Annotated in this window: 11 protein-coding genes; 3 read left to right on the top strand and 8 right to left on the bottom strand. The window is 45.6% G+C overall.

Features of this window, described 5'->3' with window-relative positions; genetic code table 11:
* Nucleotides 1-47 precede the first annotated feature (47 nt).
* Nucleotides 48-1,271 carry an aminotransferase-like domain-containing protein gene (locus H7T88_RS00225; RefSeq protein WP_090919952.1) on the bottom strand — a complete coding sequence of 408 codons (1,224 nt, stop codon included), beginning with the start codon at nucleotides 1,269-1,271 and terminating at the stop codon, nucleotides 48-50.
* A gap of 180 nt (nucleotides 1,272-1,451) precedes the next feature.
* Nucleotides 1,452-2,108, bottom strand: coding sequence for a response regulator transcription factor (locus tag H7T88_RS00220; RefSeq protein ID WP_221786424.1), 657 nt, complete (start codon nucleotides 2,106-2,108; stop codon nucleotides 1,452-1,454).
* A gap of 431 nt (nucleotides 2,109-2,539) precedes the next feature.
* Between H7T88_RS00220 and H7T88_RS00215 the strand changes: the two genes are divergently transcribed.
* Complete coding sequence (locus tag H7T88_RS00215) at nucleotides 2,540-2,950, top strand: hypothetical protein (protein WP_221786423.1); 411 nt, start codon at nucleotides 2,540-2,542, stop codon at nucleotides 2,948-2,950.
* On the top strand, nucleotides 2,947-4,011 hold the full coding sequence (locus tag H7T88_RS00210; RefSeq protein WP_221786422.1) for a phosphodiester glycosidase family protein: 1,065 nt from the start codon (nucleotides 2,947-2,949) through the stop codon (nucleotides 4,009-4,011). Before H7T88_RS00215 ends, H7T88_RS00210 begins: the two co-directional genes overlap by 4 nt.
* Before the next feature lie 339 nt (nucleotides 4,012-4,350).
* Here H7T88_RS00210 and H7T88_RS00205 read toward each other — a convergent pair whose 3' ends face one another.
* The 6 genes from H7T88_RS00205 to H7T88_RS00180 form a co-directional block, all read right to left on the bottom strand.
* Nucleotides 4,351-5,373, bottom strand: coding sequence for a LacI family DNA-binding transcriptional regulator (locus H7T88_RS00205; RefSeq protein ID WP_221786421.1), 1,023 nt, complete (start codon nucleotides 5,371-5,373; stop codon nucleotides 4,351-4,353).
* A 98-nt stretch (nucleotides 5,374-5,471) separates the two neighbouring features.
* Nucleotides 5,472-7,637: a beta-glucosidase BglX gene (gene bglX, locus H7T88_RS00200; protein ID WP_423246112.1), complete on the bottom strand. Its 2,166-nt coding sequence runs from the start codon at nucleotides 7,635-7,637 to the stop codon at nucleotides 5,472-5,474.
* 135 nt (nucleotides 7,638-7,772) lie between these two features.
* Nucleotides 7,773-9,377, bottom strand: a complete 1,605-nt coding sequence (locus tag H7T88_RS00195) for a type 2 periplasmic-binding domain-containing protein (RefSeq protein ID WP_090919914.1) — start codon at nucleotides 9,375-9,377, stop codon at nucleotides 7,773-7,775.
* A 57-nt stretch (nucleotides 9,378-9,434) separates the two neighbouring features.
* Nucleotides 9,435-10,334, bottom strand: a complete 900-nt coding sequence (locus tag H7T88_RS00190) for a carbohydrate ABC transporter permease (protein WP_090919912.1) — start codon at nucleotides 10,332-10,334, stop codon at nucleotides 9,435-9,437.
* Nucleotides 10,335-10,352: 18 nt separating this feature from the next.
* Complete coding sequence (locus H7T88_RS00185) at nucleotides 10,353-11,312, bottom strand: ABC transporter permease (RefSeq protein WP_090919910.1); 960 nt, start codon at nucleotides 11,310-11,312, stop codon at nucleotides 10,353-10,355.
* An 11-nt stretch (nucleotides 11,313-11,323) separates the two neighbouring features.
* On the bottom strand, nucleotides 11,324-12,088 hold the full coding sequence (locus H7T88_RS00180) for an alpha/beta hydrolase (RefSeq protein ID WP_154886846.1): 765 nt from the start codon (nucleotides 12,086-12,088) through the stop codon (nucleotides 11,324-11,326).
* A 482-nt stretch (nucleotides 12,089-12,570) separates the two neighbouring features.
* On the opposite strand from H7T88_RS00180, the gene H7T88_RS00175 reads away from it, so the two are divergent.
* Nucleotides 12,571-13,491, top strand: a complete 921-nt coding sequence (locus H7T88_RS00175) for a serine hydrolase domain-containing protein (RefSeq protein ID WP_221786420.1) — start codon at nucleotides 12,571-12,573, stop codon at nucleotides 13,489-13,491.
* Nucleotides 13,492-13,570: the final 79 nt, after the last annotated feature.

The raw sequence follows: 13,570 nt of genomic DNA, 5'->3' as shown, positions 1-13,570 counted from the left end.
TGATTTGTAAACTAATCTGAAATTCTTTGGATGAAATCGCTCTACCTTTAGCTACGAGCGGTAAATTCTGAGATAGCTTCGTTAATCAAATTCATGCCAAGCAACAACTCATCCCGGCCGGGACGGCTGAAGTTTAACCGAATATATTGTTGATCAAGTGTTCCTGTGGAGCATAACGTTCCAGGCAGAAAAGAGACACCCTTCAATAAAGCTGCCTTAAGCAGTGCTTCACTGTTCAGTCCTTCCGGCAATCGCACCCATAGATACATTCCACCCTGAGGAATGTTATAGCTACATCCCTTCCAGCCGGGTCTCTTCAACAACTCAAGCATTAATTTAAGTCTTGTTTTATATTCCCTGTTCAGCATGGATAAGTGATCGCTCCATCGAAAAGGTGACTGGGCGAGCAATTGGTACAGTAGTCGCTGATTCATTGGACTGGATTGTCCATCAGCAATTCGTTTGACGGAGGCCATTGCCTGAATCAGTGATGGATGTCCCGCAGCCCACCCTGTGCGGAGTGCAGGTGCAACTGTTTTGCTGAAGGACCCGATGTAGAGGACATGTCCACCTTGATCTGCAGTGTCCAATGCGAAGAGTGAAGGATACTTGCGATAGAAGGTAGCTGGCTCCAAGCCGTCAAAATGCAACTCACCATAGGAATCATCCTCAACAAGCAACACACCGTAACGCGCACACAGATCAAGAACAGCTTCTCGTCGTTCCAGGCTCCACAAAATCCCCGTGGGATTGGAAAAGCTGGGTGCAGCAAAAAGCAGCTTCGGTCTCACCTGCTGCATGTGCTGTTCCAATAAATCTGGTAAAATGCCATCCTGATCTCCCATAACAGGTACAATTGTGGCTCCTTGCATTTCGAGTACTTCAAGACAACCGGGAGAAGTCGGATGTTCAACAAGTACAGAGTCTCCCGGCTCCAGTAACAGACGCATCACGAGATCGATTGCCTGTTGGGTGCCTGTAGTCAGCAAAATCTGATTGGAGACAGTCCGGATACCCTTGCGCTTATTCCAATCATTATTCAACCATTCTCTTAATGGAGCATATCCACCTGGCTCACCATACTGCAATGCAGAAGGTCCTGAACTAAATACGGACAACGCCGCTTCCTCCAAAAGTTTAAAAGGAAACAGTTCCTCCGCTGGCAATTCTTCAGCGAGAGAAATGAAATACTCCTTGCCAGACATCTCACGTATATCCCTCAGTGGTGAAGACAAAAGCCTGTTGGTACGGGAAGCAAAGAAATATTTCATGGATAGATCCCCCTTCATCCCTATTCCGAAACTGTTCTCGCAGCCGCCCTACAACCTATTCCGAATGGGCACCAAATATAACTGAACGAATACCTGAATTATCTCATGAAGCGAGGCAATCTGACTTTGACCTCTAGGAGCAATTTTATTATGACCAGCTAGGACCAGCGGAGACAATAATTAAGACACCGTCTTGGATTGTCTTGCATGCAAGGCATAACGTTCGATGGCCTGTGCTCTGCTGCTCACTTCCAGCTTCACATAGATTTTACGCAAGTAATTGTCTATCGAGCGCCGACTCACATTGATCTCACTCGCTATTTTATCATAGGTTATCCCTTGAACAATTCTTTCCATAATAAAAGTTTCTGTCTCGGTTAGTTCAATTATACCTTCTTCAGACTGTGAATCGGCAGGTTGCCCCCAATCCTCACTGTTTAACCAAGACATGGGTATTGAAACGTAGCCTTCTCTTAGTCCGGAGATCAGATGAATCAATTGGCTTGGCGAAGCCTGTTTGGATAACATGCCGCTTGCACCGAGACTCATTAGGTAACGAAACAACTTTACGTTATCTTCATCTGTCAGAATAATAATATGTGTCTCATTCGAAAGCCCTTTGATTTGAGCGATGTACTGATCTGCCTGCCCTTCTGGCAAACGATAATCCATGAGAATCAAATCAGGCTTGTGCGCACTCACCAGTTCAAGACCCTCCGTTCCGGTCGAAGTCATACCACGTACCGTCAGATCCTGTTGCTCTTCCAAGATTAATTTTGTTCCCAGCATGCTGGTGGGGTGGATATCTACGATGACCACCTGCCATACTTTTTTCATTGTGGTTCCCCCTGTTATGTATTGGACAATTGACTTCTGTTTTCCATCTATATCCTTTATGCGACAGTCCGAGTATAGATGAAGCTAAGGTCGGATTATGTCGAATAAAAGGAAAATACAGGACTCAGCGCTCAAAAACTCTGTTTTCTGACTGTATTCTACTGTAGAAAAGGCAAGATGGGCCCCATTCCATGCATGAAATGATCAAAACCTAGTATAAAATTCCTGCATTTCTATCTAAAAAAGTCGAAAAACCTGCCCAAAGTTCCTACTTATTGCATCTATAAGAAATTGTATCCTAGGACTTCCTTCCGATGCAATCTCTTTTTGATCTATTATTTAAAGAATTTCATTTTTGCGTAATCAATAGCACCATGATAGAATGAGGATTGGAATTTTTTAATCTAATATATAGAACCAGGAGTGATGTTATGGAACCATCCGACCCGTCTTCTGACATCCATCACACCCGGAGCGCCAAAGGCAAGATCAGATCATCCGTTAAATGGTTTCTGGTCATGTGGATCGTTCTCATTGTACTAGGAGTCACTGGAACCTACTATTATAGTAATCACCTCCAGCAACAGATGATCAACCAGCTTCAGGTCCATACTGAGCATCAGATTGACGCATTGAAAAGCGATTATGAAAAGCAACTAACAACGATCTCTTCAGAAGTTGCAGCATTGCAGGGACAGGTTCAGTCCTTCAATGAACTGCTTACGTTCACTAAGGACAATGCAAGCAACAAAACAGACAACAGCAACAAATTGTATACGCAATTGAGCGAAGTGAAGAAACAACTGGAAGCTCTCCAGAAAAAGATGGACTTGCTCAAATGATTACACCCGTGAAACAGGTTAATCGTGTTTTTATGCTTGCACTCGCTCCTTTTATAGGATTGATCATATGTTTGTTGCTATTTCGTCCTGAATTAGAAGTAGGAGCTATCATTCCTACAAGCTTGCCAGAAGATCAGGTAACCTCTCAGACCCAAACAATCAGTAAGGAACTTGCGGGAGCAAAAGAGGCTGCTGTTCAAACTTCTTCTTCTATTAAAAGAACGACCCTGCTTTACAATAAAACGACCAGTACGATGTCTACCATTGTACAAAAGGCTAAAGTTCAAGCCGCTCGCCCGGAAACAATCTACAATAAGCGCATTACGTCCAAACTTGGCGTTCCTTTTGATCGTGTAGACAGTGATCGGATCACCATTGAACTGTATCGGGTAAACCCAGGCAGCTACAAGGGATATGCCATGAAGATCAAGCTGAAAGATCACAATGCGATGAAGATGGCCTTGAATAGTGAGCTAGGGCGATCAGAAACGACAATGCAGGCCGTGAAACGGAGCGGAGCGATTGCCGGGATTAATGCTGGCGGATTTGCTGACAGCGGCGGCAAGCGTTACCCCCTCAGCACTACCGTCATGGATGGGAAGTATATCAACGGTTTTCAGGCTAGCTTCAAAGACCTGTTCTTTGTCGGGCTAAACGATGATGGTAAACTGGTAGGAGGGAAGTTTTTCGAAAAAAGCTCCCTGGATCGCCTACACCCGCAATTTGGAGCGACATTTGTACCGATCCTTATGAAAAACGGACAGAAAACGATTATTCCGGACAAATGGAAGGTGTCACCGAAGCGTGCTCCACGAACCGTCATTGGTAACTACAAAGATGATCAATTACTGATCATGGTTGTCGATGGTTATAACGAGAGCGGAAGCTCAGGTGCTACCCTCGAAGAGATGCAAGGTCGACTTCTTAAACTTGGCGTGGTGGACGCTTATAATCTCGATGGCGGTGGCTCCTCATCGCTAATTCTGAATAATCGAGTCATCAATAACCCTTCGGATGGCAATCTGAGACCTGTTCCTACCCACTTTTTATTTTACAAATGATGGGACAAGGCATTCCTTTTCTAACGAATATGGTTATAATAGAAGTAAATGAGCTTGTGCAGGAGGTGCGAAGTGTATGTCGTTTTCGCTGACATTCTGGATTATTGCAGTTGTATTAACACTATTCATCACAGGTATCCTCACTTCATCCTACAACCAAGACAAAACAAAAGGCCTGTAACTGTAGGGCCAAGCCTCTCTTCGGAGAGGCTTTTTTCATGTTTCTGCATATAGCAAAAGACAAGTTTTAAAAGGATGTTCTCTCCCTCCAAAGCTTGTCTCTTGCTATAACAATTGAATTCGCCTAACAAACTCTCGGCGGTGACACGAAAAGCTTGTTTAATAGCTGACTGCACGTTCGTTTGCATTGGGCATGGGCAACCTGACTTCTACCGAATTAGGCCCGGTTACGGATTCCCCTTCCACCAAGGTGACATATATGCGCTCGTGATCCACAGGTTCTCCAGCTATAATTTTAATTAATTGTTCAGCTGCAAGTGCTCCCCACTTTCGTTTGGAATAATCGATACTTGCCAGTCTGGGCTGTACGTAGTTAGTAAGTTCAATATGATCGAAGCCAATGACATCAATCTGTTTGCCAATCTCGAGTTCACTATCTGCAAGACGATCACATAAACCTATAGCCATCTCATCATTAAGACAAAAAACAGCTGCCGGCCCTTCATACGTCTGTATAATGTAATCTGCGGCTCGTTCCCCACCGCTTTTCTCGAAATCTCCCATGATTTCTATCCATTCCACATCCGCCTGACGCTCCGCAACCTGTCTTACAGCCTTCAACCGTTGTAGAGAGTCAAACGACCCTTCTGGACCTGTAACCACGTAGATCTTTTTGTGCCCGTGTTCAATCAAATATTCCATCGCCAGTGTGGCCCCAGCCTTGTTATCGAGCAGTACCTGATTTATATTAGGATGTTTCAACTCACGGTCAAGCACTACAATTTTATGTCCTCGATCCGCATACTGCATAAGTTCCTCACTTGAGAACGTATGATCGAGAATAATCGCCCCGTCAATCATTCGCTCCGGCAACATCCGATGAGACTGTTTACCGCTACATACAATAAGATCATACCCCTGGGCATTACATATCGCCTTCATACCCGTTAACAAGTCTCCGTATACATCACCGCTGAAATCCGTGAGAAAAACACCTAGAATCCGTGACTCTCTCTTTTTCAAGGTTCTGGCAGCCGCGTTGGGAACATAGTTCAGCTCTTTGGCGATGACCAAAATTTTAGAACGGGTCTCATCGGTGACTTTATTGCTTCCATTCAGCGCGTACGATACGGTCGAGATGGAAACACCCGCCTTTTTGGCGATATCCTTGATACTGACCATATTCTTCGCTCCTCTGTTATGTTGATCAGGCCTCTCCTAATGAAAGACCTGAACTTAAAATAAGAAGTAACAGACGTCTCGTTACAGCATAAAACGATTCAGACAAGTCTGAATGTTTGGCTCTGTGTATCTCTGCTATTTGGTCCAACCATCACACGAAACTCTCCACGATCACTGCGATAGCTGAGATCAGCATGATGATAACGCAATTGTTCTTCATTTAATGTAAACTTAGCCGTACCCGTTTCTCCCGGTGCAAGGGATAGCTTCACATAATCTTTCAACTCACGCATCGGACGAACCACTTCTCCGCTTACATCCCGAACGTATAGTTGCACAGTCTCTACACCAGCATGATCCCCTGTATTGGTTACACGCACCTGAACCGTCAGAGAATCATTTGCAGTCATCTCCTGTCCCGACACTTCAACCTCTCCATAAGCAAATGTCGTATAGGAAAGACCGTACCCAAACGGGAATAACGGTTCATTCGGACTGTCAATATATTGGGAAACATAACGATTCTCGGTATTATCCGGGTTGATTGGGCGACCTGTATTGAAATGGTTGTAATATACCGGGACTTGTCCAACCGATTGCGGGAAGGACATCGTAAGTCGCGCGGACGGATTCACTGCTCCTGTGAGAATATCCGCAATCGCTGCTCCTCCTTCACTCCCTGGGAACCAAGCTTCGAGTACAGCATCTGATTCGCTAATAACCCCGTTCAGATCAAGTGGACGTCCATTGAAAATGACACTGGCAATTGGTTTGCCTGCCGTTTTGAGCGCCTGTACCAATTGTAACTGCGCTGCCGGCAAACGAATATCTGTCCGCGAGCCGCCTTCTCCACTCATCTCGGAATCTTCACCCAGTGCAAGCACGATGATATCAGACTGACTTGCTGCTTCCAGTGCTACGGCAATCTGCTCATCCGTGATAGTATGCACATCACTGCCCTGAGCCAAGAGAACCTTACCTTGTGGGAGACGCTCTTGCAACGCTGTTCCCAGCTTCACCGCATCCGATTTGACACCTTCACAAGACCACCAGCCGAGGATGTCTTCGCTTTGAGCGAAAGGTCCAATTAATGCAACTCTCGCATTAGGTTGTAGCGGAAGGGTCTGTCCGTCATTTTTGAGCAGCACCGCAGACTTCGCAGCAAGTTCTCGTGATACCTCACGATGTTCCTTGGAGAAAACGATCTCGCGCTCACGCTCCGGATCAGCAGCTCGGAACGGGTTATCGAACAGACCCAGCTTGTCTTTGAGCTGCAAAATACGCAAAACCGCTTCATCAACAAGGTGCTCTTGCACTTCACCCTTTTGAACAAGTTCAGGCAAATGGTTGACGTAACATGGCGTCATCATCTCCATATCTACACCCGCACGAATCGCACGGTATGCCGCCTCCCGGTCATCCTCGGCCGCACCATGGGCAATCATCTCACGAATGGAAGCCCAGTCCGAGATCAGCACGCCATCAAAGCCCCATTCTTCGCGCAAAATATTACGCATTAACTTCTCATTCCCGCTGGCTGGAATACCATCAACGGTATTGAATGAAGTCATGACCATTTCTACGCCAGCATCCAATGCCGCCTTATATGCTGGCAGATAATATTCACGGAGCTGGCGCTCTGACATATCTACCGTATTGTAATCACGTCCACCCTCCGCTGCACCATACGCGGCAAAGTGTTTTACACAGGCTGCAAGACGATCCAGCTCATCCGTCAGGTTATCCCCCTGATAACCACGTACAAAGGCAGCAGCAAATAAACTATTTAGGTACGGGTCTTCACCCGTTGTTTCCATCACACGCCCCCAGCGCGGATCACGAACCAGATCGACCATCGGTGCAAAAGTGACATGCAAACCGGATACTGCGGATTCACGCGCCGCAATCTCGGCACTCTTCTCCGCAAGTTCCAGATCCCATGAACAGCCAATGGCCAGCGGGATCGGGAAGATCGTTTTATAACCATGCACCACGTCTGCCATGAATAATAGCGGGATGCCGAGACGGCTTTTTTCCATATAAGCCCGTTGTACATCCATAATCGCTTGTGCACCGGATAAGCCAAGAATGGAGCCGCTCGCTCTCACGGATTGCTCTGTAATGCCCATCTCTTCCATCGGCCCTGTAATCTGGCCCTGCGTATCTGTTCCTTCATAGAAGTTGGCAGTCAGCTGTAACAGCTGTGCCACTTTCTCCTCCAGCGTCATCTGATTCACTAAATCCATCAACTGCTGATTATTCACGTAACCATCCTCCACTACCTTTTAATTGAAAGAAAGAACCCGGCTGCGTTCGGGGAGAGACCGCGCACCGGGTTCAATCGGACGGAGAGACAGAACGCTCCTGTCATCCCCTTGTTGTTCTTCATTTCATTACGTTTATTTGAACTTTTCGTTCAATTCGTCCAGATAAGGCTGAACCAGAGACATTTTGCTGTTAACCCACTCTTTCCAGTTAGCTTCCAAGTCTCCGCCTTTGAGGATCAAGTTCGCATATTCGTTTTGATAATCGAAAGATGCTTGGCTCTTCGCTTTGGAATCATACAGGTTAACATCCCAATCGTATGGTGCAAGTGATTTACTTTCAGTACCAAGCTTTGCTTTCTCCTGGAACAATTCTACTGCTCTATCACGATAATCTTTTTTGATTGCAGGGTTTACTACACTGAAGTCATCACCAAGAAGATAAAGTCCTTCAAAACGTGCAGGGTACTTGTCTTCGAGTACCGTTCCCTCTGGTAGCAAGTTCACCAACTCTTTGTTGTCATCGTATTTCCAGTCCTTGCCTTCGAAGCCCATGTTGATCAGCAATTGTCCCTCTTTTGTTGCAGAGTAATCGATCAAGTCCATGATGCGTTCGAATTTCTCATCACTGATGTTCGGGTTGAAAATCAGAGCAGACCAGAAGTTAGCTTGCTCCATATTGCGGTATTTACCGTCATCACCAAGAACGATCGCTGTGTGAACGAGATCATCACTGTTAACGCCAAGGTTCTTTCTCATATCAGAATCCAGACCTTGTCTATAAGAAGCAAGTCCACCAAGACTGGTTACAGCCGCAGTACCTGTTACTTTGAAGTTGTTTTGTCCTTCATTGTTTTTCCAAGTGTAGAACTCTGGGTTAAGCAACCCATCCTTGTACGCTTTTTGCATCAATTTCAAACCTGTCAGTGTTTCCTGATCTGCTGGGCCCCAATGGAACTTACCATCTTCACCTTTGTAGAAAGGAACGTCTGTCATCGCATGAACACTATTCGGCATGATCATGTTTGTCATTGCATCGGCAGCATTGTAAGACAATGGCACCAGTTTATTACCCACCTTGCCTGGGTCCTTTTCTTTCACCAGTTCAGCGAACTGATTCAATTCAGAAGTTGTGTACGCATCTTTCAGTTCAAACCCAACCGCTTTTGCCCAGTCTTTACGAAGAGCGATAACACCAATTTGGTTGGTCAGCGGATCAGCGGGTTTGTTTTCGAAATAAATAGGTCTAGGAAGCACATACGTACCGCCTGTCAATTCTTCCAGCTTGTCGCCAAGTCCTGTCAGCTTGTAAGCCGCAGCAACGTTAGGCCATCTTTCTTTCCAATCATCCGGGAACTTGTAGAACAAGCCTTGATCAATGTTGTTGATGGCATCACCGTGTACATAATTCCATACCGCTACATCCGGCAGGTCACCAGAGTTAATCCACAGGCGAAGCTTCTCACCCCATGAATCCCAGTCAATATAGTTGTAATCCCACTTGATGTTAAACTTGTCTTCCCAGAACTTATGGAACTCATTGTCCATATTTCCGGTTTTCACTTCGGTCAGATTCGCTACGGAAATGGTCAGGTTATCTTTGTAATTCCCTTCCGCATCCTTTTCGTTGCCACCATCTGAGCCTTTGCTGCTGTTGGAACAAGCCGACACTACCAACATCATGAGACAGAGTGTGATCGCAAATAACGATTTGACTGACAACTTTTTACCCGTTTTCATGCTTTTACCCCCATGTTTTTAGTCGAATTTCTTGTGCATTGAAATCCTATGTGTATATCAGGTCTTGATAGCCCCTGTTAATACCCCTTTGGCAAAGTGCTTTTGCAACATTGGGAAGAAACACATAATTGGTACCATCGTGATAAATACTGCAGCCATCTTCATACCCATAGAGAAGCTGCTCAGTTTTACTGCGTCCACACTGGATGCATTGGAGGCATTCGTTGTGGCAGTTACAATGATGTTCCTTAGCACGTTTTGCAGCGGTAACTGGTCCGCTTTTCGCAGGAAGATCATCGCGTCATACCAACTGTTCCAGTAGGCTACCCCGTAGAAGAGTGTAATGGTTGCCATAATTGGCGTTGCCAGCGGAAGAACGACGGAGAATAAAATTCTCCACTCTCCTGCACCATCGAGTCGTGCAGATTCCATAAGGGATTCAGGCAGTGTGTAGAAATAGTTCATCATCAGAATCATGTTAAAGGCACTGAAGCTTCCTGCCAGAATAACAGACCATAATGTACCTGTTAGTTGTAGTGATTTCATAATCAGATACAGAGGAACGATACCCCCGTTAAAGATCATGGTGAACAGTACCAGGAAAAAGAGAAACTTTTTAAATGGGAAATTGCCGCGGCTCAGGCCATAAGCCATGCTTGTTGTCAGGAACAAGCTCAGCGGTAAGCCAATCACCAGCAAGATCAATGTATTTTTGTAACCCGACAGGATTCTACCGTCAGCGAACAGTGCTTTATATGAATCAAGCGTGAACTCTTTCGGGAACATCAGGAACGGATTTTCAGCATACTCTTTTTGGGTTGCAAACGAGATCATAATGACATTCCAGAACGGAATCAGAATCATCAGTGCAAGTACCAATAAAACGGCGAATATCATGTAATCCAGAAAGGTCATTCGTTCGGTGCCAATCTTAGGTTTTCTTCCAGCTTTGCTCATCTCACTTCTCCTCCTCTCTTATCGGAATAAACCGTCTCCACCAAGCCACTTGGCAAATCTGTCGGCCAGAAGCAACAGCGCCATATTCACCAGGGAACGGAACAAGCTGACCGCTGTCGAGAATGAAAAGTCGGTTGATGACTGGAACGTAATCCGATAGATATATACATCGAGTACTTCAGATACATTTTTCGTTGCGGCGTTCGCCAAGTTGAAGATCTGGTCGAAACCGGAGGACATCAATCCGCCCACCGACAAAATAAACATAACCGTGATCGTTGGCATAATGTTTGGCAGCGTAATGCGGAACATCTGCTGCATCCGGGATGCTCCATCGATCTGTGCAGATTCATATTGATCCTGATCGATACCGGAGATCGCTGCCAGGAAGATAATTGCGCCCCAGCCGCTCGATTTCCAAATGTCAGTCAGCAACAACATCGGAACAAAGTTGGATTCCGAACCCAAGAAATTAATCGTCGGTAAACCAAGTAATCCAAGTGCACTGTTTACAAGTCCGTCATAGGCAAGCACGTTAATGACTACACCGGATACGATGATCCAGGACAAGAAGTGCGGAAATGTCAGGACGGTCTGGAACCACTTCTTACCTCTGCGCATCCGCAACTCATTCAACAGCAGTGCCAGAATAATCGGAAACGGGAACTGAATAATCAGCTTCAAAATGTTAATGTAAAGCGTCCGCCATACGGCATCAATAAAGGTCGGATCGCGGAAGACATATTTGAAGTTTTCAAATCCGCTCCACGGACTTCCCCAGATTCCAAGGTTAGCCTTGTAGTCTTTGAACGCCAGTGACAGGCCGCCCATCGGCATATAGGCAAACAGGATCAACCAGACCATCCCTGGAATAAGCAGGGTATACGTCATTCGGTGTTTCCAGATTTCAGTCCAAAGCGACTTACCTCTCATGTTTGCCTTCAGCTTTTTGTTAGGTCCTTCGGCTGCAGGTTTCAATTTGCATCTCCTCACTCTACTATGGTGTTGTCGTTGTAAAGAAAATCAAACATCGTTTTCAGATGCTGTTCCCAAAATCGCCATTCATGCGTGCCAGGTGTTTCTACATACCGAAAATCAAATGCAGTTCCCTGCATATACTCGGCGTAGTCCCGATTCATGTCCACGAAAGGATCATGGTCCCCGCAACAACTCAATATCTTCGGCAAGGCTCCTCCCTGCTCCAGCAGTCTGGCTGACAATGCGTAAATATCCTGATCAGCCTTTACCTGTAACCGTTCCCCAAAAACCGCTTTCATTTCCTTGATCATACCTTCCGGCATATGGGGATCACGAAGCCGCGCCTGAATATTCGTTACACCGGATAAAGACACCACTTTGCTGTACTGCTCAGGATAGGTCAACCCACATTTCAACGCTCCATATCCACCCATGGACAAACCGGCAACATAAGTTTTGGCTGGGTCGGAATTTAGCTTCAGTAGCCTTTCACATAGTTCAGGCAGTTCCTTCGTGATGTAGTGGAAGTAATTCAGGCCGTATTCCATATCCGTGTAATAACTGCGATTGGCTTCAGGCATGATGACGGTGCAACCATACTGGGCTGCATACATCTCAATGGTGGTCAGACGTTGCCAGGTACTCGCATTGTCTCCTGCCCCGTGAAGCAGATATAGTGTACCGCCTGAAGTCTCTCCGGAGTCACTGGATACCACGTGTATGCTTGTATTCATGCATAATGTGGGCGATCCGGTTTCGATCGTAATATGCGCCATTGATCGTAACCCCTTTCATCTTTGTTGCTTTTAACTGCGGCTTTGCTTTTTCTCTTTCTTTGCTTGCTGTTACTTCCCCCAACATGCTCACTTTTACCGGCTTTGGTTATCGAAACGATTCTCTCGAATCGTTTCAAAAACAATCAACACTGATTTACCTGGAGTTTAAATATCAACATTTTACTTGGAAGCGATTTCTTCGAATCGTTTCGAATAAATCATAATCCCGTTGACTAAACTCTGTCAATAACCTTTTTACAATTTTCGCATTTTTTTATCAAAAAAGTGACCTGATTGTTCCAATTTTGATTCAAAAGGCACTTTTATAACGAGTATTTTCGGATTTAATCATTCATTATTACACAAGAATTGACATCAAACCGAGAATATACTAACATGAGTTCTAATTTTGCAATCAGATTACGGAAACGTTTCACCAGTCTGAATTCATTCAGGTAAACGCTTGGAACTGGAGGGTTATCATGGCAGAACAACTTAAAGGATTTATTGACACAATCACAGAAGAGAAGCTTGTTGTGCACTCTGTGCGTGTACTACAAAATGGGCGACTTCTGGATGAATGGCATTCGGACGGAGATCGCAGGCGTGTGCAACATTCTGTAAGTAAATCCTTTACCTGCATGGCGGTTGGACTTGCCGTTGAAGAAGGACTTATTCAGTTGGATGACACTTTGGGCGATTACTTCCCTTATGACCAAGCACAGCGCCCCCCCTCACAACTGCCCTCTCCGCGAGAGCTCACATTGAGGGATCTGCTTCGCATGTCATCAGGTCACGATGACCCACCCCTCTGGGCTGACGAACGAGCTTCTTTAGAGGAAAAGGACTGGGTCAAACACTACATGTCTCTATCATTGGATCGAATGCCAGGAGAACATTTTACTTACAGTAGTGGTGATACGTTTATGATCTCGGCCATGTTGCAAGAGGCTATTGGTCTGACAGTAAAGGATTACCTCATTCCACGTCTTTTTGAACCACTAGGCATGGTTGATATCCAATGGGAGACTTCTCCACTCGGAATTACCTTGGGATGTGCGGGTCTTTGGCTGAGTAATGAAGAACTAAGCCGATTTGGACAGTTTCTACTTCAGGAAGGTCGCTGGAACGGTAAACAGCTGGTTCCAGCAGATTGGATCAGAGCCGTTACACGTAAACAGATCGAAACGAATGGCGATGGAGATTGGGGAAAAGGCTATGGCTATCAGTTCTGGATGTGTTCGCATGACGCTTACCGAGCAGATGGAGCTTATGGTCAATTCTGCATTGTCCTGCCTTCCAAAGAGGCTGTCATCAGTATCAACAGTGAAGAGGAGAATATGCAAGGCATCCTGAACGCTGTATGGGATCAGATTTTGCCAGCGCTAAATCAGTCGAACTAAGGATGATTTATTAGTTTACATAGACACTGGGTGCAAGAACGAGCTTCCAAGTCGCTGTGTCATCTTATACAACGTTAAA

The organism is Paenibacillus cucumis (ex Kampfer et al. 2016) (genome assembly GCF_019748695.1).
Classification (GTDB): Bacteria; Bacillota; Bacilli; order Paenibacillales; family Paenibacillaceae; genus Paenibacillus; species Paenibacillus polysaccharolyticus.
This window is presented reverse-complemented; position numbering and strand designations above follow the sequence as displayed.